Source organism: Nocardioides asiaticus (genome assembly GCF_040049175.1).
Lineage (GTDB): Bacteria > Actinomycetota > Actinomycetes > Propionibacteriales > Nocardioidaceae > Nocardioides > Nocardioides cheoyonin.
This window is the reverse complement of record NZ_JBDZDM010000003.1, coordinates 870,072-890,112: the sequence shown is the minus strand read 5'-3', so window position 1 is coordinate 890,112 and position 20,041 is coordinate 870,072. Positions and strand designations below refer to the sequence as shown.

Below are 20,041 nucleotides of genomic sequence, written 5' to 3'. Positions count from 1 at the left end.
CGTGGCCGGGACGGACACCTCGGCGGGCGCGGCCGACGCCGGCGCGGAGGCTGCCGGAGGATTCGCCGTCCGGCTGGACAACTTCGAGGGCCCCTTCGACCTGCTGCTGAGCCTGATCGCGAAGCACAAGCTCGACATCACCGAGGTGGCACTGGCGAAGGTCACCGACGAGTTCATCGCCCACGTGAAGGCCGGCGGCGAGGTCTGGGACCTCGAGCAGACCTCGTCGTTCCTGCTGGTCGCCGCGACCCTGCTCGACCTCAAGGCCGCCCGGCTGCTGCCCCAGGGCGACGTGGAGGACGAGGAGGATCTCGCGCTGCTCGAGGCGCGCGACCTGCTCTTCGCCCGGCTGCTCCAGTACAAGGCCTTCAAGCAGGTCGCTGCCCTCTTCGAGCAGCGGCTCGCCGCCGAGAGCAAGCGCCATCCGCGGTCGGTGACCCTCGAGCCGAGGTACGCCGGCCTGCTGCCCGAGGTCCTGATCGGCATCGGGCTCGACCAGTTCGCCCAGCTCGCCGCGAAGGCGATGGCGCCCAAGCCCGGGCCGCCGGAGCTCACCCTGACCCACATCCACGCGCCGAGGGTGAGCGTCCGGGAGCAGGCCGCGATCGTCGTCGACCGGCTCCGCCGCTCCGGCACCGCCACCTTCCGCGCTCTGTGCGGCGACTCGCCCGACACGCTGACGACGGTCGCTCGGTTCCTGTCGCTGCTCGAGCTCTTCCGCGAGGGTGCGGTGTCGTTCGACCAGATGAGCCCGTTCGGCGAGCTCACCATCCGCTGGACCGGTGACGACGACGCCGACGTCGAGGAGCTCATCCAGGACGAGTTCGAGGGGCAGCCTCCGGCAGCCGACGATGCGCAGGCAGCAGCCGCGACGGAGGCGGGAGACGTGATGGAGGAGAGCGATGACTGAGCAGACCGACGGGCAGACCGACGAGCAGACCGACGAGCAGACCAGCGAGCAGCAGCCGGCCGAGGAGGCCCTCGCCGTACCCCTCGCGGAGCTGCGTCCCGCGCTCGAGGCGGTGCTGATGGTGGCCGACGAGCCGCTCGACGCGGCGACCCTCGCGACCGCCGCGGGCTACCCGGTCGACGAGGTCGTCGCTGCGCTGGAGGAGCTCTCCGCCGAGTACACCGACCAGGGCCGCGGGTTCGACCTGCGCAACGTCGCGGGAGGGTGGCGGTTCTACACCCGCGAGGAGTACGCCGCCGTGGTCGAGGGCTTCGTGCTCGAGGGGCAGCAGGCCCGCCTCACGCAGGCCGCGCTCGAGACCCTGGCCGTGGTGGCCTACAAGCAGCCGGTCAGCCGGGCGCGGGTGTCGGCGATCCGCGGGGTCAACGTCGACGGCGTGATGCGCACACTGCTCGCCCGCGGGCTGGTCGAGGAGGCCGGGCACGACGGCGAGACCGGTGCCCATCTCTACCGGACGACCGGCTACTTCCTGGAGCGGATCGGCATCACCTCGCTCGAGGAGCTGCCCGAGCTCGCGCCGTACCTCCCGGAGATGGACGACCTCGAGGACGAGCTGTCCGAGATGGTCGCTGCCGCGCCGCCCAACGAGGCGGGGGAGACGTCCGAGGTCCCCGCCGCCGACGCCGCGGAGGAGGGTGCGGGAGAATCCGGGGGTGAGTGATCAGCAGAACGGCGCCGCCCGCGACCTGCCCCTCGACGACGAGGGCCGGATCCGGTTGCAGAAGCTGCTCGCGCTCGCCGGGGTCGCGTCCCGCCGCCGCAGCGAGGAGCTCATGCTCGACGGCCAGGTCGAGGTCAACGGCGAGGTCGTCACCCGCCTCGGCACCAAGGTCGACCCGGCGCGGGACGTCATCCGGGTCGAGGGCAGGCGGCTGCCGCCGATCTCGGGCAAGGTCTACCTCGCGCTCAACAAGCCGCGCGGCGTGGTGTCGACGATGAGCGACCCGGAGGGGCGTCGTGCGCTCGCCGACCTCGTCGCCGACCGGCCCGAGCGGCTCTTCCACGTCGGCCGGCTGGACACCGACACCTCCGGGCTGATCCTGCTCACCAACGACGGCGACTTCGCCCACCGGCTGGCGCACCCGTCGTACGAGGTGGACAAGACGTACGTCGCCGAGGTGGCCGGGCAGGTCTACCCGCGGACGATCAAGCAGCTGCGCGAGGGCGTCACGCTCGACGACGGGCCCGTGACCGTCTCGCGGGCGCGGGTCGTGGAGGCGACGAAGGAGAAGTCGATCGTGGAGCTGGTCATCCACGAGGGCCGCAACCGGATCGTGCGACGGCTGCTCGACCACGTCGGCCACCCGGTCCGGCGGCTCACGCGCACCCGGATCGGCCCGGTCAGGCTCGCCGGGCTGGCGTCGGGTGAGCACCGCGAGCTGACTACCGAGGAGCTCGGCGAGCTGCTCGACAGCACCGGTCTGTGAATAACGACGTGACACCCGTCGGCCCCGCCCCTACGCTCGGCGCCATGCCGCACGCGATGAGCACGACGACGCCGGACCACTCCGGCGCGCGCTGCTAGCGGCAACCTTCCTTTCCCGCACCGCCCCGGAGCCCGGCTCCGGGGCGGTGTCGCGTCCGGGTCGGCTCCGTACCCACGACCAGGAGCACCATGGACCTCGAGATGAGCCCCGACCCCAGCCCCGATCCCAGCGCCGACCCCAGCGCAGACCACCGCGAGCTCAACCGCGACCTCGCGATCTTCGCCACCGATCCGCTCGCCGGCGCCGGCCTGCCGCTCTGGCTGCCCGCCGGCGCGGTCGTCTACGCCGAGCTGGAGCGCCTGGCCGCCGACCTGGCACGCGCCGACGGCTGCGTCGGCGTGCGTACCCCGGTGCTCGGCAAGCGCGCCCTCTTCGAGCGCTCCGGCCACTGGGCGAAGTTCGCCGACGACATGTTCCCGCCGATGCGGCTCGGCAACGAGGAGCCCGCCGACGAGCTCGTCCTGCGGCCGGCCAACTGTCCGCACCACGCTCTGGTCTACGCCGCGGGCCGGCACTCCTACCGCGAGCTGCCGATCCGGCTCAACGAGCTCGCGCCGATGTTCCGCGCCGAGCGGTCGGGGGTGCTCTCCGGGCTGACCCGGGTCAGGCAGATCGACCTCGACGACACCCATGTCTTCTGCCGGCCCGACCAGGTGGCCGAGGAGTCCGCGCGGGCGCTCCGTTCGGCGCTCCGGGCCCAGGAGATCCTCGGGCTGCGGGTGGACTACGTCCGGCTCTCGAAGCGGGACGACTCTCCGGCATACCTCGGCAGCGTGGAGCACTGGCGCGAGGCCGAGGAGGCGCTGCGCCGGGCGGCGTACGACGTCGGGCTGAGTGACGGCGGCATCGAGCTCGTCGAGGCGGAGGGCGAGGCCGCCTTCTACGGCCCGAAGCTGGACCTGCAGGTCCGCGACGACCACGCCGAGGAGACCATCGCCACCGTGCAGCTGGACTTCAACCAGCCCGAGCGCTTCGACCTCACCTACGACGCCGCCGACGGCAGCCGCCAGCGGGTCGTGATGATCCACCGCGGCACCGTGGGATCGATGGAGCGGGTCGCAGCCGCCGTCCTCGAGCGCTACCAGGGCCGGCTGCCGCTGTGGCTGGCCCCGGTGCAGGCCTGTGTGCTGCCCGTCGACCCGGCCCAGGACGCCGCGGCGCGGGGACTCGTGGACGACCTGGTCGCGGCCGGGCTGCGGCCCCGGCTCCACGCCGACGGCTCGCTCGGCGCCCGGATCCGGGAGAGCCGGCGCCGCCGCGAGCCGCTCATCGTCGTCATCGGCGCCGCGGAGGTGGCGGCCGGCCGGGTGCAGGTGCGCGACGTCACCGCGGGCACGCAGCTCTCGCTCCCGCCCGAGGCGCTGGTAGCCGCCCTCCAACAGGCGTACGCCGGCCGGATGGCGGCGGTGCCGTGGCCGGCCCTCGACAGCGACCGGGCGCCCGGCGGACGCTAGGGGCGTGTCGAGGACCGTGCCCGTGCCCGAGGTGCTGGGCCCGTACGTCCGCTCGCTGACGGCGTACGACACCGACTTCGGGTCGCCCGGGGTCCACCGCGGGCTGCCGTCGACCACGGTGGTGTTCGTGCTCCCGGTCGACGAGCCGCTCGACGTCGGCTGGGCGGACGGCACCGGCCGCCGGGCGACCTGGTCGTCGCTCTCCGGCCTCCATCCCGCACCGGCGGCGATCCACCACTCCGGCCACCAGCGCGGGGTCCAGCTGGCACTGACCCTTGCGGGCGTACGCGCGCTGTTCGGCATGCCCGCCTCCGCCTGGCGCGGGGAGCTGCTCTCGCTTGACGACCTCGGCGCCGACGCCGCCGGGCTGCGCGACCTCCCGGAGCGGCTCGCCGGGACCGCGCCGCAGGCGTGGGCGACGACCGTGAGCACCACGCTGGTCGCGGCGCTCGCTCATCACGGCGCGCCCGGCCCGCGAGCGGAGGTCGGCCGGGCGCTCGCGCTGCTCACCGGCGGCGGGGGAGTCCACGAGGTGGCCGACGAGGTCGGCTTCAGCCGGCGCCGGCTGCGCGATCTCGTGCGCGAGGAGACCGGGGTGACGCCGAAGGAGTACCAGCGGATGGCGCGGTTCGAGGCCGCGTCCCGCCTCGTCGGGCGGCTCCCGCTCGCGGAGGTCGCGGAGCGGTGCGGGTACGCCGACCAGGCCCACTTCACCCGGGAGTTCGGCGAGTTCGCCGGCTGCTCGCCCACCACGTGGCTGCGCGAGGAGTTCCCGTTCGTTCAAGACCTCCGCACCGGGGGCGACGAAGACTGACGGCATGACCGATGCGAAGAACGTGCAGTACTGGCAGTCCCTGCGGTTCCACGACGCCGACCGGATGATCGCGTTCTTGGAGGCGATCGGCTTCACGGAGCACGCGCTCTACCGCGGCGAGGACCCGGCGACCGTCGTCCATGCGGAGTACGTCTGGGAGGGCGGTGGGGGGCTGATGTTCGGCACCGCCGGCGACGATCCGGGAGAGCTCGCCGGCCACGGCGCCTGCTACCTGGTCACCCTCGACCCCGACGCGATCTTCGAGCGGGCGGTCGGCGCGGGCGCGACGGTGCTGCGGCCGATGGTCGACCAGGACTACGGCGGCCGCGGCGGGACCGTGCGCGACCCGGAGGGCAACCAGTGGTCCTTCGGGGACTACCAACCGGGCTGAGACGTGCCACGGGGCCGGTGCGGCAGCCGTTAGCCTGTGGCGCATGCCTGAGCCCGCCGGTCCTGCCCTTGTCGGGCCGGTCGAGATCGTCGGGACCGGTCTGCTCGGCACCTCCGTGGGCCTGGCCTGCCGCCGAGCGGGGCTCGAGGTCGTCCTCTCGGACGTCGCGTCGGGCCACATCAGGACGGCCTCCGGGCTCGGCGCCGGGCGCCGTCGCCGCAAGGACGACCGACCGCAGCTGGTCGTCGTCGCCGTCCCTCCGGCCGTGCTCGGCGACGTGATCGGCGAGGCGCTGGACCGCACGGCGGCGTACGACGCGGTGGTGACCGACGTGGGGAGCGTGAAGTCCGCGCCGCTCGAGGGGCTGGCGGCCCGCGACGGCGTACGCCGCTACGTCGGCGGGCACCCCATGGCCGGCAGCGAGCGCTCGGGGCCGCTGGCCGCGAGCGACAGCCTCTTCGACGGCCGCCCCTGGGCCGTGACGCCCCACGAGAGGTCCGACCCCGACGCGGTGGTGCTGGTCGAGGAGCTGGTCAGGCTCTGCGGCGCGATCCCCGTCCGGTTGACGCCCGAGGACCATGACCGCGCCGTCGCGCGGACGTCCCACGTGCCCCACCTGATGTCGGCCCTCGTCGCGGCCCGGCTCGCCGCCGGGCCGCCCGGCCACCTGGCCCTCAGCGGCCAAGGGGTGCGCGACGTGACCCGGGTGGCGGCCGGCGACCCGGCGCTGTACGGCCAGATCGTCGCGGGCAACGCCGCGGCGGTGACACAGCTGCTCGCGGAGGTCCGCTCGCAGCTCGACGTCCTCATCGACGCGGTGGCGGCCGGCGACGCCGCCGCGGTGGAGCGGCTGCTCGCCGAGGGCGTCAGCGGCACCCGGGCCATCCCGGGCAAGCACGGCGGTCCGGTGGCCCCGACGGCGAGCGTGTTCGTCTCGGTGCCCGACCACCCGGGCGAGCTGGCCCGGCTCTTCGCCGACGCGGGGGAGAGCGGCGTCAACATCGAGGACGTCCGGATCGACCACGACCCGGGCCGTCCCTTCGGCCTCGCGGAGCTGGTCGTGGCGGCCGGCTCCGACGAGCGCCTCCACGACGCTCTCGAGTCTCGTGGCTGGGTGACTCACCGGTAGGCTGCTGCCCCGTGAGCAGCGCCGACCACCGCACCACCACGTCGTCCGCCGTCGTCGTCGCCGTCGACGGGACCTCCGGGTCCGGCAAGTCGAGCACGTCCCGGGGTGTCGCCGCGCGGCTGGGCCTGCGCTACCTCGACACTGGGGCCATGTACCGGGCGATGACCTGGTGGATGCTCGAGCACGCGGTCGACGTCCACGACGCCTCGGCGGTCGCTGCCCATGCCGGCGAGCCGAAGGTGGTCTCGGGCACCGACCCTGAGCACCCCACGATCACGCTCGACGGCGTGGACGTCTCGGCCGAGATCCGCACGGAGGTCGTCAACGCCAGCGTCTCGCCGGTGAGCGCCGTGCCGGCGATCCGGGCGCGTCTGCTCGAGGTCCAGCGCGCGACCATCGCCGAGGCCCTCGACGGGCCCGGCATCGTCGTCGAGGGCCGCGACATCGGCTCGGTCGTCTGGCCCGAGGCGCAGGTCAAGCTCTACGTCACCGCCGACCCCGAGGCGCGGGCCGCCCGGCGCGCGCTCGAGGAGGGCGGCAGCGACGCCGACCAGGTGAAGGCGTCCCTGGAGGCCCGCGACCAGATCGACTCGACCCGCACCGCCTCGCCGCTCATGATGGCCGAGGGCGCTGTCCACCTCGACACGACGCCGTACACCCTCGACGAGGTGATCGACCGCGTGGTGGCGCTGGTCGAGAGCGCGAAGGCAGGCACGTGATCGACGCCGACGTCCGTGCGCAGCTGCCCCGGTCCGACGACGTACCGCATCCCATCAGGTGGCTGCTCTACCGGTTCCGCTGGATCGGGCAGTGGGGGATCCGGCGGCGATACACCGTGCGCGTGCACGGCACCGAGAACGTTCCGCGCACGGGCCCGGTCATCATGGCGTCGAACCACGTCGGGGTCATGGACGGGCCGCTGCTGGCGATCTACTCGCCGCGGCCGGTCCACGCGCTGACCAAGTCGGAGATGTTCGAGCACGGCTTCCTCGGCAGGTTCCTGCTCCTGGTCGGCCAGATCCCGCTGCACCGGACCTTCAGCGACCCGACGGCGGTCAAGACGGCGCTCCACGTGCTGCGCACCGGCCGGGTGATGGGCATCTACCCCGAGGGGGCGCGCGGGAGCGGCGAGTTCGAGCGGTGGCACCGCGGTGCGGCGTACTTCGCCCTCGCCTCGGGCGCCCCGGTCGTGCCCGTCGTCATGTTCGGCACCCGCGACCCCGGTGGGAGCGTGTCCTCGCTGCCGCACAAGCGGGCGGAGATCGACATCGTCTACGGCGAGCCGATCCGGGTCGACCCCGTGCCGTGGCCGCGCACGCGGGAACAAGTCGAGCAGGTCTCGAAGTTGCTGCAGGAGCACATGCAGGTCCATCTGGACCGTGCGAAGGCGTTGACCGGGCGCACCCTGCCCGGTCCGCCCCCCGATCCCATCGACGAGGAGAATGAGTGAGCGAGCGCGAGCTCGAGGGCGCGCCCGAGGAGTACGTCGGGTCCGACGGGCCGACCGGGCCGGCGCCGGTGGTGGCGGTCGTCGGCCGCCCCAACGTCGGCAAGTCGACCCTCGTCAACCGCATCCTCGGCCGCCGTGAGGCGGTCGTGCAGGACGTCCCCGGCGTGACCCGCGACCGCGTCTCGTACGACGCCGAGTGGAGCGGCCGGGCGTTCACGCTCGTCGACACGGGCGGCTGGGACCCGGACGCGCGCGGGCTCGCGGAGCGGATCGCCGCGCAGGCGGAGATCGCCGTCTCCCTCGCCGACGCGGTGCTCTTCGTCGTCGACGCCACGGTCGGCATCACCGACGCCGACGAGGCGGTCGTCAAGATCCTGCGCAGGTCCGGCAAGCCCGTCGTGCTCGCGGCCAACAAGGTCGACGACGAGCGCACCGAGGCCGAGGCGTACGCGCTGTGGAACCTCGGTCTCGGTGAGCCGTTCCCGGTCTCGGCGCTCCACGGTCGCGGCTCCGGCGACCTGCTCGACGCCATCCTCGCCGCGTTGCCGGAGGCGTCTCCCCAGCCCGAGGAGGAGGAGATCGGCGGGCCACGGCGGGTCGCCCTCGTCGGGAAGCCGAACGTCGGCAAGTCCTCGCTCCTCAACATGCTCGCGAAGGCCGAGCGGGCCGTCGTCGACAACGTCGCCGGCACCACCGTCGACCCGGTCGACGAGCTGATCGAGCTCGGCGGCCGGACCTGGCGCTTCATCGACACCGCCGGCATCCGCAAGCGCGTGAAGGAGGCGTCGGGGCACGAGTACTACGCCAGCCTCCGGACCTCCACGGCGATCGACCGGGCGGAGGTGGCGGTCCTCGTCGTGGACGGCGGCGAGCCGATCTCCGAGCAGGACATCCGCATCCTCCAGACCGTCCGCGACGCGGGGCGGGCGCTCGTCATCGCCTTCAACAAGTGGGACCTCGTCGACGAGGAGCGGCGCTGGCAGCTCGACCGTGAGATCGAGCGCGAGCTCGTCCAGGTCCAGTGGGCGCCCCGGGTCAACGTCACGGCTCGGACGGGCTGGCACGTCGACCGGCTCGTCCCGGCGATCGACAAGGCGCTCGCCGGCTGGGAGACCCGGGTCGGCACCGGCGCGCTGAACGCGTTCCTCGGCCGGCTCGTGGCCGAGCACCCGCACCCGGTACGCGGCGGCAAGCAGCCGAAGATCCTCTTCGGCACCCAGCCGTCGACGGCTCCGCCGACGTTCATCCTGTTCACCTCCGGCAAGCTCGAGCCGTCGTACGAGCGGTTCATCGAGCGCCGGCTGCGCGAGGAGTTCGGCTTCGTCGGCACGCCGATCGTGCTCCAGCAGCGGGTCCGCGAGCGACGCAAGCGCTGACGCCTCCCGTCCGCCGCCGATCAGATCGGAGCGTCGGGGTCGATGTTGCGGGTCTCGCTTCGGCGGTTGCGGCCGCGGAAGAGGTCGGAGACGTAGACCCGCGGGAGCAGCTTGACGATCGCGAGGACGACGTACATCACGGTGTTGACCGCGACGAAGGTCGACAGGATCGCGAACCATTCGCTGCGCAGCACGGAGGACGGGAAGAGGATGCCCCAGAGCGTCGTCATGCGGCGTGCTCCGTCCCCGCGGCGGCGTCGTGCGCGACGTGCTTCCACTGCGCCCGTCGGCCGGTGGTGATGTCCCAGATGCCGCGTACGTGGACGAGGTCGAGGAAGACCGCGTAGACGAGCTCCGGGACGAGCAGTGCGGCGACGACCCTGGCATGCCAGCCGGCGGGCCAGACGGTCACGACGCGCTCGACCATGAAGACCAGGCCGACGCCCAGCCAGAACGGGAACCAGATCCAGCCGTCGACCGAGAAGACCAGGATGAACATCGCGACCAGGTAGGCGAAGAGCGCGATCACGCCGTAGCCGAGGCCGAGCTGCTGGGCCCAGTAGCGCATCGTCTGCGGTGTGATGCCGTAGGCGCCGATGTTCTCGAGCGCGCCGCGCTGCCAGCGCAGCCGCTGGGCCCACAGCGTCCGCCAGGACGGCATCAGCTCGGTGACGACCGTGCACTGATTCGGCGAGACCATGAGCGCGCCGAGCGACTTGAGCGCGATCGTGAGCTCGTTGTCCTCGGTCAGCGCGAGGGTGTCGTAGACGTCGCCGTGGACGCCTGGGATCGAGACTCCGCGGTGGGCCGCCACCTCGCGCAGCGCGCGCGGGCGGAAGAGGGACGCGGTGCCGGTCAGGACGAACACCCGGCCGCGCCGCCGCTCGAGGTCGCGGCTGTAGCGGACGTACTCGTTGCGCTGGAACTGGCCGATGAGGCCGTGGCCCTCCTCGCCGTAGAAGAGGCCGCCGACAGCCATCAGGCCGCGGTCCCAGGTCATCCGGTCGACCGCTGACTGCAGGAAGCCGTCGTCCAGCGAGGTGTCGGCGTCCATGACCATGACCACGTCGTTGTCGCCCTGCCCGGGGAGGAACTCCTTGAGGGCCTGGTTGAGGGCGCCCGCCTTCTTCTTGTCGTTGCCGACCGTCTCGAACACCTCGGCACCGTGCTCGCGCGCGATCTCCGGCGTACGGTCCGTGCAGTTGTCGGCGACCACGATCACCCGGTCGGGGCGGTAGGACTGCGCCATCAGGGCGTCCAGGGTCTCGCCGAGGATGGCCTCCTCGTTGTGGGCGGGCACGAGGACGGTGACAGTCACCGGACCGGCGTACACGCCCCGGGTCTCGGCCATCACGATCCGCGGCGCGAGCGGGAGGTGCACGACGTCGAGCGAGCGCCGGTCGCGGTTGGAGATCAGCTGCTCCACCAGCGCCACCCCGGCGGCCACCAGGAGGATGCCGGCGATCGCGATCAGCAGGGTGAAGAGGGTCGGCGCCTGGGTGTCGTACAGCACCTTCCAGGCCCCGAAGAGGACACCCTCGTGGGGTCTTGGCTCGGCCGGGTCCGTCAACGCGATCGCCATCCAGATCAGCGCACCGGCCAGGGCTGCGGCGATCAGCACCACGAGGCCGATCCCACGCTGGAGGTTCCACCGCCTCATGCCGGCGAGCGTAGCGGAACGCGCCCCGGCCGGCTCCCCGCGACGCCCGCGAAACCGCCCGGAAACCGGCCGGAAACCGACGCTGCCGGACGCTCCCCAGAAGCGGCGAAATTCGCGCCGGGGGGCCGGTGCGTGAGGGACGCCCCGAGCCCTAGTATTCGCGCGTGCCGAACGTCGATGTGATCGCCTACTTCGCGGATGACCCGACCCGCGTCTACCAGCTGCGCCAGTGGCTCCCCGTGCTCGAGATCCTGGACCGCTCCCATCGCGTCGGCATCGTGACCCGCAACGACCAGACGGCGGCGACCGTGCGGTGCTGGACCGGGCTTCCGGTCTTCGAAGCGTCGGCTTTCGCCGCGCTCACCGAGCTGTACGACGGGCTGGCGGCCAAGGTGGTCCTCTACTGCAACAACTCCATGCGCAACTTCCAGTCGCTGCTCGACGGCCGGATGCTCCACGTCCACATCAACCACGGCGAGAGCGACAAGCAGAGCATGGTGAGCAACAACGCGAAGGCCTACGACCGGGTCTTCGTCGCCGGCGACGCGGCGGTGCAGCGCCACCTGTCCGGGCTGATGGAGTTCGACGCCGCCAAGCTGGTCCGGATCGGCCGGCCGCAGCTGGACCTACGGCCGGAGCCGGTCCTCCCGCCGAGCCGGCGACGTACGGTCCTCTACGCGCCGACCTGGGAGGGCGACGCCGAGTACAACGACTACACGTCGGTCGACGTCTTCGGGACCCAGATCGTGGAAGCCGTCCTCGCGGTCCCCGACGTACGCCTCGTCTACAAGCCGCACCCCAAGGTGACGACCAGCCAGCGGGCCGGCGTACGCCAGGCGCACCACCGGATCCTCGCGATGGTCGACGACGCCCGCCGCCGGGACCCCGCGGGCGGCCACGTCGCCGTCACGCAGGGCGACATCCTCGCCGTCTTCCCGGGCTGCGACGCGATGGTCACCGACGTGTCGTCGGTGGGGCTGGACTGGCTCTACCTGCAGACCGACAAGCCGCTCGTCATCACCGACCGCCACCACGACGGCGACCGCCTGCGGGCCGAGGTGCCGGTCAGCCGGTGCGCCGACGTCGTCGACTCCGCCAACCTCGCGGGCCTCACCACCCTTCTGCGGCAGCGGCTCGACCACGACGAGCACCGGATGGCGCGGCTGGCGATGCGCAGCTTCTACTTCGGCGACCTCGCCGCGATGAGCAGCACCGACCGGTTCGTCGGCGCGGTCGACGAGCTGGTCGCGCTACGTGACCGGCTGCTCGGCGGCGGGCTGCCGGCCGTGGAGCTCGGCGCGGCGACGGCGTAGACGCGGAGAAGCTCCGGTCCGGCGGAGTCGCTCCCCGGATTCACGCCGTCGGGGCCGACTACGATAAGGTTCCAGCGCTCCTATGGGGCATCGGGCTGTGGCTCAGTTTGGTAGAGCACGTGACTGGGGGTCACGGGGTCGCAGGTTCAAATCCTGTCAGCCCGACCGATGAAATCGCGCGATCTGGTCGCGCGAAGTGCCAAAGTGAGCCGCATGCCCCGGGTGCGCTCCTACGGTGATGCCGAACTCCGCTGCCGTTGCTGCGTCCCGCTCGTGGCGCGGTGTTCTGCGCTCGCTGGGACTGAGGGCCACGTCGGCGTCCGTGATGCGCTCTGTGCGCGCACAGGCGGACCGGCTGGGCCTCGACTACGGCCACTTCACGGGCCAACGTCGCTGGAGTGATGCAGAACTATCCGAGGCGGTGGCGCAGGCGCAGTCATGGACGCAGGTCGCGGAGGCGCTCGGGTTGGCCGGTGGCTCGGGCCACGCCACGGTCAAGGGCCACGCGGCGCGGCTGGGGATCCCGACCTCGCATCTGGAGAGCGCTCCCTCGGCGCCCACCGACGGCTGGGTCGGCGCACATCTCCAGCCTCGTCCAGACCAGCTCGCCCGCTCCGGTTCGCTGCTGGCGGTGGCATGGTTCACGCTTTGCGGCCACACGGTGTCGTGGCCCCTCGAGCCGGCGGTCTACGACCTCCTCGTCGAGATGGCCGGGCGCATCGAGCGGGTGCAGGTGAAGACCACGACCTACCGCACGGGACGGACGTGGGTGGTGCGCCTTCAGCGATCGGGGGCTTCGGGAGCCGCGTACGACCCCGAGGAGATCGACTGGTTCTTCATCATCGACGGGGAGATGGGCTGCTACCTCATCCCCGTGGACGCGGTCGGCGGTCTGCATTCGGTGCATCTGACGGCGTACGAGGGCTATCGCGTGGGGGCATTCGCCGACGGGCTCGCGACCCAGATCCCGTGAGACGTCATGTCGGCTGGAGGTCGGTGAGCCGGTCGTCGGGGTGCGGGGGAGTGTGGACGCGGGCGGCGATGGCGGCCGCGACGACGCAGGCGCCGGCGCCGACGACGAGGGCCACCCGCGGTCCGGCGCCGGAGCTGATGGCGCCGGTGAGGGTGGAGCCGATCGGGGTCGTGCCCATGAAGACGAAGACCCAGAGCGCCATGATGCGGCCGCGGTACGCCGGCGAGGAGTGGAGCTGGAGCGTCGTCGAGCAGAGCGTCACGAACGAGAAGGCCGCGAACCCGGTGAGCAGCAGTGTGACGCAGGCGGCGGGGACGTTCGGGGCGAGTGCCGTGAGCGCCAGCCCGACGCCGAAGGCGAGCGCCGCGGCGATCAGGTAGTTCCGCCGCGGGTGCGGCACGAAGCCGACGCCGAGGGAGCCGAGCACCGACCCGACGCTCAGCATCGTCGACAGCAGGCCGTAGGTGCCGCCGCTGCCGTGGAAGGTGTCGTCCGCGAGCACCGGGAGGACGACGCCGAAGTTGAACGACAGCAGCCCGACCAGTGCCATCATCGTCAGCGGCACCCAGAGCTGCTCGCGGCCGGCGGCGTACCTCAGCCCCTCGCGTACGCCGCCCGCAGCCCTCCGCTTGGCCGCCCCCAGCGGACGGATCACGAGCAGGGCCGCGATGACGGCGAGGTAGGAGAGAGCGTTGACGGCGAAGCACGGCGTCGTGCCGACGGTGACGATCAGCGCGCCCGCCACGGCGGGCCCGACGACGCGCGCACTGTTCATCACGACGCCGTTGAGACTGACCGCGCTGGACAGGTCGTCGGACGTGACCAGCGCGCCGACAAACGCCTGGCGGGCGGGGGAGTCGACGATGCCGACGACGCCGGTGAGGACGCTGACGGTGACGATCGCGGTGACCGTCGCGTGACCGGTCGCCGCCAGCAGCCACAGCGCCCCGGCCAGGACGGCGTACAGCACCTGGGTCACGACGAGCAGCCGGCGCAGGTCGAAGCGGTCGGCCACCGAGCCGCCCCACGGCCCGAGGAGGAGCGAGGGTACGCCGCCGGCCGCCAGCACCAGACCGAGGCTGGCCGCCGAGCCGGTGATCTGGAGGACGAGCCACCCGACCGCCGTCTGCTGCAGGAAGCTGCCGCTCGCCGAGGCGATCTGGCCGGCGAAGTAGAGCCGGAACGGCACCGACCGAAGGGCGCGGAAGGTGCTGCGCCGCGGCACGGCGTCGTGGGCGGTGACGTCCGGCTGGGGGGCGGCCTCGGGTACGACCGAGAGCGCGTCGCGGACCACGGCGGCCTCCGGTCTCAGCCGATCCGACGGCCGGTCACACGATCGCCTTGCCGGGGTTCAGGATGCCGTGCGGATCGAGAGCCGCCTTGACGGCCTGCTGCATGGCGACGACCGCCGGGGACTGCTCGCGGGCGAGCCCGCCGCGCTTGAGCAGGCCGACGCCGTGCTCGCCGGTGACCGTCCCGCCGAGCGAGAGCGCGGCGGAGAGGATCTCCTCGAACGCCGCCTGCGCCCGGACCCGGGCTGCGTCGTCGCCGGGCGGCGTCGTGATCAGCGGGTGCAGGTTGCCGTCGCCGACGTGGGCGATGTTGGAGACCAGCACGTCGTGGCGGTCGGAGATCTCCTCGATGCGACCGAGCATCTCCGGAATGGCGGCCACGGGGACGCAGACGTCCTCGGTCAGGGCCGGCCCGAGCCGCTCGAGCGCGGGATAGGAGAGCCGCCGCGCCGCGAAGAGTGCCTCCGACTCCTGGGCGTCCTCGGAGACGGCGACGAACGTCGCGCCGCTCGCCTCGAACGCGGCCGCCATCCGTGCCGCCTCGTCCTTGCCCTCGTCGCCGCGCGAGTCGACCCGGCCGAGCAGCACGACCTCGGCCTCGGTGGAGAGCCCCATGTGCTTCCAGTCGTCGACCGCCTTCAGGCAGCGCTTGTCGACGAGCTCGAACGCCGAGGGGACCACGCCGGCGTCGGCGGTCGCGGCCACCGCGCGCCCGGCGTCGACGACGGAGTCGAAGTAGCCGGCGATCGTCGTCTCCTCCGGCCGCGACGGCCGGAGCTTCACCGTCACCTCGGTGATGATGCCGAGCGTGCCCTCCGAGCCCACGACGAGCGACTTGAGGTCGTAGCCGGCCACGCCCTTCGCCGTACGCCGGCCGAGCCGGACGACCTCGCCGGTGCCGGTGACGACCTCGATCTCCCGGACGTAGTCGCCGGTGACGCCGTACTTCACGCAGCACAGCCCGCCGGCGTTGGTCGCGACGTTGCCGCCGATGCTCGACCACGGCGAGCTGGCCGGGTCGGGCGGGTACCAGAGGCCGTGCTCGGCCGTGGCGGCGCGCAGGTCGTCGTTGACGACGCCCGGCTGGACGACGGCGATCCGCTCGAGAGGGTCGATCCGGAGGATCCGGTCCATCTGCTCGACGCTCAGCACGACAGAGCCGGCGAAGGCGTTGGCGCCGCCGGACAGGCCGGTGCCCGAGCCGCGGGGCACCACGGGGACGCGGTGCTCGACGCAGAGCTCCACCAGCCGGCGTACGTCCTCCGTGCTCGTCGCCCGCACGACCGCCAGGGGCAGCTCGTACGCCGCCCACTCGGCCTCGTCGTGGGCGTACCGCTCCATCGCCGTCCCGTCGGTGAGCACCTTCCCGGGGAGGCTCGCCTCGAGGGCGGCGAGGAAGGCGGTGCGGGTCATGGGGGAGACGGATGCGGTCACGGCCTCGGACGATACCCCGGCGTCCGCGGGACGCGGGCGGAGGTTTCACCTTCCGCGGCCCGGGAAAGGAGCGGTGCGGGCGGGTCGGTGGTGGATGGGGAGGACCGACCGGCTCCTGTCTGGAGGCGGGCTCGCCCGCCGCCCACCTACACGAGGAGCGTAAATGAAGATGAGCAAGCTCGGGCGCCTCGCCGCGGCCGTCCTGACCACCGCGGTGGTCGGTTCGGCCGCGCTGGTGTCCACCGGGGGCAGCGCCTCGGCCCAGGACAACGTCGTCTACTTCAGCAGGACGAAGGTCACCTACGGCCAGTCGCTGACCATCCACGGGACGACGACGGCGTCGAGCGGCAACGCGAAGCTGTACTCGAAGCCGTACAAGGGCACGTGGAAGCTGATCCGGACGGACAGCAGTCCGTCGTCGTTCAGCTGGTCGGTCAAGCCGGTCAAGTACACCCAGTTCAAGGTCTACGTGACCGGGGTGGGGACCACCAACCCGCGCGGGATCAAGGTCGCCCGGAAACTGACCCGGCCGGCTGTGCACTCGAGGTCGAAGACGATCTCCGGCAAGGTCTCGCCGCGCTACAAGAAGCGGCCGGTCGTCATCCAGAAGAAGAAGTGCAACTCCTGCGGCTGGAAGGTCTACAAGAAGGTGCGCACCAACAAGTACAGCAAGTGGAGCGTGCGGATCCCGGTGAAGAAGATGAAGTACCGCGCGGTCGTGGGCGCGAGCAACGGCCTGGTGAAGTCCTACTCGCCGGTCCAGCAGGTCATCGTCACCTACGGGCGGCCCTCCCTCCGCTGACTCGACGCCCGCGTCGATCCCGCACCGGCACCACGGGAGGGGCATGCCTGGCATGCTCCTCCCGTGACCGGTGTCGAGATCGTCGCGGGCGACCGCCCGGACACGTTCGTGGTCCGGATGGACGGCATGGACCAGTCCCACGTCGACCTGGCCGACCCGACCCGGATCGTCTTCGACTACGTACGCCGGCTCGCCGACGTCGTCGACGTGCACGCACCGCCCGGTGAGCCTGTGCGCGTCGTCCACATCGGGGGAGCGGGCCTCACGCTGCCGAGGTACGTCGCGGCCGCCCGCCCCGGCTCCTGGCAGGTCGTCCTCGAGCCCGACACGGCCCAGACCGCCCTGGTCAGGGCGGAGCTGCCGCTGCCGCCGCGCAGCGGGATCCGGGTGCGGCCCGTCGACGGCCGCGCCGGACTGGCGGCGATGCGCGAGGGCGCCGCCGACCTCGTCGTCCTCGACGCCTTCGCCCACGGACGGGTGCCCGGCGACCTCGTGACGCAGGAGGCGTACGCCGAGGTGGCCCGGGTCCTCGCCCACGGCGGCCGGTTCGCGGCGAACCTGGTCGACCGGGCGCCGTTCCCGCACGCGCGCCGCGCGGTCGCGGGGATCCGGGCGGTCTTCGGTGACGTGCTGCTGGCGGCCGAGCCGGCGACCCTGCGAGGTCGCCGTCAGGGCAACCTCGTGGTGGTGGCGGGCGATACCGCGCCGGTGGCGGAGCTGCGCGGCCGGGCGGCGACCGGCGCGGCGCCGTACAAGGTCCTCGACGCGCGTGCGGTGAGCGACTCCTTCGGCGGCGGGCGTCCGTTCGGGGATGCCTCCGCAGGCGGCGAGACCGAGGACGGTCCCGTGCCGGAACCCGGGGGTCGGCGCGGCCGTTAGAGTGGTCGCACGCGCACCGCCCGAGCTCGACGCAGAAGGACGATCCAGCACCCCGATGGACGGCTCCCAAAGTAGCCACCCACCCCTCTCTGACGGCGCCCCTGACGGGCTCCCGAACCGGCGCCACCGCGGGTGGCGGCCATGCTGACCGCGGTCCTGCTGCTGCTCCTCGCGGTGCTCCTCGTCCTCGCCTGCGGCGTCTTCGTCGCCGCGGAGTTCGGCCTCGTCACGATCGACCACGCCACCGTCGACCGCGACGCCGCCGCCGGCGACGCCAAGGCGGCCGGGGTCCAGCACGCCCTGCGGAGGCTCTCCAGCCACCTCTCCGGCGCCCAGCTCGGCATCACCATCACCAACCTCGGGATCGGCTGGCTCTCCGAGCCGGCGATCGCCGAGCTGATCGACGGCCCGCTCGGGTCGGCCGGCCTGCCCGAGGGCGCGGTCGAGCCGACGGCCGTGACCATCGCGCTGATCCTGTCGTCGATCCTCACGATGCTCTACGGCGAGCTGGTGCCGAAGAACATCGCGCTGGCCCTGCCGATGCCGACGGCCCGCGCCACCCAGGGCGTCCTGCGGGCGTGGACCTCGCTCAACCGGGCGCCGATCCGGCTGCTGAACGGCACTGCCAACGCTCTCGTACGCCGGCTGGGCATCGAGCCCCAGGAGGAGCTGCGCTCGGCGCGCAGCTCGACCGAGCTCGCCTCGCTGATCCAGCGCAGCGCCGACGAGGGGACGCTCGACGCCGACACGGCCGAGCTGATGGAGCGCTCGGTGGAGTTCGGCACCCGCACGGCGGGCGAGATCATGACGCCGCGGGTGCGGGTCCACAGCCTCGACCAGAACGACCGGGCGGAGGCCCTGATCGACCTCACCCGCCGCACCGGCCACTCCCGCTTCCCGGTCGTCGACGAGCGGGAGAACGTCGTCGGCACCGTCCACGTCAAGAACGCCGTCGCCCTCCCGCTCCACGAGCGCTCGACGGTGAAGCTGAAGCATCTGATGGCCAAGCCGGTCGTCGTACCCGACTCGCTGCGCCTCGACCCGCTGATGGATCTGCTGCGCGAGGAGGGCTTCCAGATGGCGGTGGTGCTCGACGAGTACGGCGGGCAGGCGGGCATCGTCACCCTCGAGGACGTGATCGAGGAGATCGTCGGCGACATCGCCGACGAGCACGACCCGCTCGCCGCCCGCGCCCGGGTGCGACGCGACGGGAGCTGGTCGCTGTCCGGGCTGCTGCGGCCCGACGAGGTCGAGGACATCACGGGCATCGCGCTGCCGGAGGGCGGCGACTACGACACGATCGCCGGGCTGATGCTGCGAGTCCTGGGCCGGATCCCGACCCGCGGTGACATCGCCGAGGTCCCGATCCCCGACACCTCCGACCCCGAGGAGACCCGGGAGCGGCTCGCGCTGCTCTCCGTCGAGCACATGGACGGCCTGCGCATCGACCGCATCGGCCTGCGCATGGCCGGACCCGCGCCGTCCGACCAGGGCCGCGACCGGCCCGCGCACGACGGGAGCCAGCCGTGAGCACCCCCGTCGCCCTCCTCCTCGGCCTCCTGCTGCTGCTCCTCAACGCGTTCTTCGTGGCGACCGAGTTCGCGCTCGTCGCGTCCCGGCGCAGTCAGATCGAGCCGGCCGCGCAGGCCGGGTCGCGGCTGGCCCGCACGGCGCTGCACGCGATGGAGCACGTCTCCTCGATGATCGCCGGCATCCAGCTCGGCGTCACGGTCTGCTCGGTGCTGCTCGGTGCCGTCGCCGAGCCGGCGGTCGCTCACCTCTTCGAGCCGGTCTTCCACGCCGTACGTCTGCCGGAGTCGGTGGAGCACCCGGTCGCCTTCGTCATCGCGCTGGCGCTGGTCGCGTTCCTGCACGTCGTCCTCGGCGAGATGGTGCCCAAGAACCTCACCCTCGCCGGCCCCGACCGGGCGGTGCTCGTGCTCGCGCCGGCGATGTACGCCATCGTCACGGTCCTGCGGCCGATCATCGTGGTGCTCAACGCGATCGCGGTCGGCAGCCTGCGAGTGCTCCGCGTCGAGCCGGCCCAAGAGGTCAGCTCGACGTACACCCGTGAAGAGGTCGCGGCCCTGGTCGAGGAGTCCCGGGGCGAGGGACTGCTGCGGGAGGACGAGTACGACCGGCTCGCGGGCGCGCTCGGCTTCACGGAGAAGCGCGTGGCCGAGATCCTGCTGCCGGTCGACCGGCTCGCGACCGTGCCGCGCGGCGCGTCCGGCGCCGATATCGAGGCGATGTGCGCGGCCACGGGCTACAGCAGGTTCCCGGTCGTCGGGGACGGCGGCGAGCTGCTCGGCTACCTGCACATCAAGGACGTCCTCGAGTCCGACGACGTACGCCGCCGGCGGCCCGTCGAGGACAAGTGGATCCGCCCCTTCGCCCCGGTGTCGCCGGACGACGCGCTGCACGACGCCCTCGAGACGCTCCAGCGCCGCGGCGCCCACATGGCGCGGGTCGTGGACGAGGACGGCAGGACGCTCGGCCTGGCGACGCTCGAGGACGTGATCGAGGAGCTCGTGGGCGAGATCCGCGACGCCGCCCACGCCGACGAGGCCTCGGAGCCCCCGGGCCCCGACGACGCCTGACGCGGCCGGAGCCACGG

General features: G+C 72.6%; 20 protein-coding genes and 1 tRNA gene. 17 read left to right on the top strand and 4 right to left on the bottom strand.

Annotated features, from left to right (window positions below; genetic code table 11):
* Position 1 precedes the first annotated feature (1 nt).
* The 10 genes from ABLE53_RS14880 to der all read left to right on the top strand — a co-directional run bounded on the left by ABLE53_RS14880 (position 2) and on the right by der (position 9,071).
* Positions 2 to 910, top strand: a complete 909-nt coding sequence (locus ABLE53_RS14880; protein ID WP_348859754.1) for a segregation and condensation protein A — start codon at positions 2 to 4, stop codon at positions 908 to 910.
* Entirely contained in the window at positions 903 to 1,631 is a 729-nt protein-coding gene (scpB, locus tag ABLE53_RS14875) for an SMC-Scp complex subunit ScpB (protein WP_348859753.1), read from the top strand. Before ABLE53_RS14880 ends, scpB begins: the two co-directional genes overlap by 8 nt.
* Positions 1,624 to 2,397: a pseudouridine synthase gene (locus ABLE53_RS14870; protein ID WP_348859752.1), complete on the top strand. Its 774-nt coding sequence runs from the start codon at positions 1,624 to 1,626 to the stop codon at positions 2,395 to 2,397. The genes scpB and ABLE53_RS14870 overlap by 8 nt, the downstream gene beginning before the upstream one ends.
* A gap of 188 nt (positions 2,398 to 2,585) precedes the next feature.
* Positions 2,586 to 3,911 (top strand): threonine--tRNA ligase, encoded by a 1,326-nt coding sequence (gene thrS / locus ABLE53_RS14865; RefSeq protein WP_348859751.1) that lies wholly within the window; start codon positions 2,586 to 2,588, stop codon positions 3,909 to 3,911.
* Between the two features lie 4 nt (positions 3,912 to 3,915).
* The gene (locus ABLE53_RS14860; RefSeq protein ID WP_348859750.1) at positions 3,916 to 4,725 is read left to right on the top strand and encodes a helix-turn-helix domain-containing protein; all 810 of its coding nucleotides are present in this window, start codon (positions 3,916 to 3,918) and stop codon (positions 4,723 to 4,725) included.
* A 4-nt stretch (positions 4,726 to 4,729) separates the two neighbouring features.
* Entirely contained in the window at positions 4,730 to 5,116 is a 387-nt protein-coding gene (locus tag ABLE53_RS14855) for a VOC family protein (protein ID WP_348859749.1), read from the top strand.
* Between the two features lie 43 nt (positions 5,117 to 5,159).
* Positions 5,160 to 6,245, top strand: a complete 1,086-nt coding sequence (locus ABLE53_RS14850; protein ID WP_348859747.1) for a prephenate dehydrogenase — start codon at positions 5,160 to 5,162, stop codon at positions 6,243 to 6,245.
* 11 nt (positions 6,246 to 6,256) lie between these two features.
* Positions 6,257 to 6,964, top strand: coding sequence for a (d)CMP kinase (gene cmk / locus ABLE53_RS14845; protein WP_348859745.1), 708 nt, complete (start codon positions 6,257 to 6,259; stop codon positions 6,962 to 6,964).
* Positions 6,961 to 7,695 (top strand): lysophospholipid acyltransferase family protein, encoded by a 735-nt coding sequence (locus ABLE53_RS14840; protein WP_348859744.1) that lies wholly within the window; start codon positions 6,961 to 6,963, stop codon positions 7,693 to 7,695. Before cmk ends, ABLE53_RS14840 begins: the two co-directional genes overlap by 4 nt.
* Positions 7,692 to 9,071: a ribosome biogenesis GTPase Der gene (gene der / locus ABLE53_RS14835; RefSeq protein WP_348859743.1), complete on the top strand. Its 1,380-nt coding sequence runs from the start codon at positions 7,692 to 7,694 to the stop codon at positions 9,069 to 9,071. Before ABLE53_RS14840 ends, der begins: the two co-directional genes overlap by 4 nt.
* A gap of 20 nt (positions 9,072 to 9,091) precedes the next feature.
* On the opposite strand, the gene ABLE53_RS14830 is transcribed toward der, so the two are convergent.
* On the bottom strand, positions 9,092 to 9,301 hold the full coding sequence (locus ABLE53_RS14830) for a hypothetical protein (RefSeq protein ID WP_348859742.1): 210 nt from the start codon (positions 9,299 to 9,301) through the stop codon (positions 9,092 to 9,094).
* Complete coding sequence (locus ABLE53_RS14825; RefSeq protein ID WP_348859741.1) at positions 9,298 to 10,731, bottom strand: glycosyltransferase family 2 protein; 1,434 nt, start codon at positions 10,729 to 10,731, stop codon at positions 9,298 to 9,300. The genes ABLE53_RS14830 and ABLE53_RS14825 overlap by 4 nt, the downstream gene beginning before the upstream one ends.
* 164 nt (positions 10,732 to 10,895) lie before the next feature.
* Here ABLE53_RS14825 and ABLE53_RS14820 point away from each other — a divergent pair, with 164 nt between their 5' ends.
* The 3 genes from ABLE53_RS14820 (at position 10,896) to ABLE53_RS14810 (ending at position 13,017) form a co-directional block, all read left to right on the top strand.
* Positions 10,896 to 12,044: a CDP-glycerol glycerophosphotransferase family protein gene (locus tag ABLE53_RS14820; RefSeq protein WP_348859740.1), complete on the top strand. Its 1,149-nt coding sequence runs from the start codon at positions 10,896 to 10,898 to the stop codon at positions 12,042 to 12,044.
* 91 nt (positions 12,045 to 12,135) lie between these two features.
* Positions 12,136 to 12,209, top strand: a tRNA-Pro gene (locus ABLE53_RS14815).
* 160 nt (positions 12,210 to 12,369) lie between these two features.
* Positions 12,370 to 13,017 carry a group I intron-associated PD-(D/E)XK endonuclease gene (locus ABLE53_RS14810; RefSeq protein ID WP_348859739.1) on the top strand — a complete coding sequence of 216 codons (648 nt, stop codon included), beginning with the start codon at positions 12,370 to 12,372 and terminating at the stop codon, positions 13,015 to 13,017.
* A gap of 4 nt (positions 13,018 to 13,021) precedes the next feature.
* Here the strand turns inward: ABLE53_RS14810 and ABLE53_RS14805 are convergent, their stop codons facing one another.
* Both ABLE53_RS14805 and ABLE53_RS14800 read right to left on the bottom strand, forming a co-directional pair.
* On the bottom strand, positions 13,022 to 14,311 hold the full coding sequence (locus tag ABLE53_RS14805) for an MFS transporter (RefSeq protein WP_348859738.1): 1,290 nt from the start codon (positions 14,309 to 14,311) through the stop codon (positions 13,022 to 13,024).
* A gap of 34 nt (positions 14,312 to 14,345) precedes the next feature.
* Positions 14,346 to 15,743, bottom strand: a complete 1,398-nt coding sequence (locus ABLE53_RS14800) for an FAD-binding oxidoreductase (protein ID WP_348859737.1) — start codon at positions 15,741 to 15,743, stop codon at positions 14,346 to 14,348.
* Positions 15,744 to 15,906: 163 nt separating this feature from the next.
* On the opposite strand from ABLE53_RS14800, the gene ABLE53_RS14795 reads away from it, so the two are divergent.
* The 4 genes from ABLE53_RS14795 (at position 15,907) to ABLE53_RS14780 (ending at position 20,024) form a co-directional block, all read left to right on the top strand.
* Positions 15,907 to 16,545: a hypothetical protein gene (locus ABLE53_RS14795; RefSeq protein WP_348859735.1), complete on the top strand. Its 639-nt coding sequence runs from the start codon at positions 15,907 to 15,909 to the stop codon at positions 16,543 to 16,545.
* 117 nt (positions 16,546 to 16,662) lie between these two features.
* Entirely contained in the window at positions 16,663 to 17,424 is a 762-nt protein-coding gene (locus ABLE53_RS14790; protein ID WP_425474883.1) for a spermidine synthase, read from the top strand.
* 141 nt (positions 17,425 to 17,565) lie between these two features.
* Positions 17,566 to 18,954, top strand: a complete 1,389-nt coding sequence (locus tag ABLE53_RS14785; protein ID WP_348859733.1) for a hemolysin family protein — start codon at positions 17,566 to 17,568, stop codon at positions 18,952 to 18,954.
* A complete protein-coding gene (locus ABLE53_RS14780; protein WP_348859732.1) occupies positions 18,951 to 20,024 on the top strand; it encodes a hemolysin family protein in 1,074 nt (357 codons plus the stop codon). The genes ABLE53_RS14785 and ABLE53_RS14780 overlap by 4 nt, the downstream gene beginning before the upstream one ends.
* Positions 20,025 to 20,041: the final 17 nt, after the last annotated feature.

Bases quoted from the DNA above. Each gene is read 5' to 3' on its own strand.
- ABLE53_RS14825 (WP_348859741.1), bottom strand. From the start codon at position 10,731: ATGAGGCGGTGGAACCTCCAGCGTGGGATCGGCCTCGTGGTGCTGATC.
- ABLE53_RS14855 (WP_348859749.1), top strand. From the start codon at position 4,730: ATGACCGATGCGAAGAACGTGCAGTACTGGCAGTCCCTGCGGTTCCAC.
- ABLE53_RS14795 (WP_348859735.1), top strand. From the start codon at position 15,907: ATGAAGATGAGCAAGCTCGGGCGCCTCGCCGCGGCCGTCCTGACCACC.
- scpB (WP_348859753.1), top strand. From the start codon at position 903: ATGACTGAGCAGACCGACGGGCAGACCGACGAGCAGACCGACGAGCAG.
- ABLE53_RS14830 (WP_348859742.1), bottom strand. From the start codon at position 9,301: ATGACGACGCTCTGGGGCATCCTCTTCCCGTCCTCCGTGCTGCGCAGC.
- ABLE53_RS14785 (WP_348859733.1), top strand. From the start codon at position 17,566: ATGCTGACCGCGGTCCTGCTGCTGCTCCTCGCGGTGCTCCTCGTCCTC.
- thrS (WP_348859751.1), top strand. From the start codon at position 2,586: ATGGACCTCGAGATGAGCCCCGACCCCAGCCCCGATCCCAGCGCCGAC.
- ABLE53_RS14850 (WP_348859747.1), top strand. From the start codon at position 5,160: ATGCCTGAGCCCGCCGGTCCTGCCCTTGTCGGGCCGGTCGAGATCGTC.
- ABLE53_RS14810 (WP_348859739.1), top strand. From the start codon at position 12,370: ATGCGCTCTGTGCGCGCACAGGCGGACCGGCTGGGCCTCGACTACGGC.
- ABLE53_RS14790 (WP_425474883.1), top strand. From the start codon at position 16,663: ATGGACGGCATGGACCAGTCCCACGTCGACCTGGCCGACCCGACCCGG.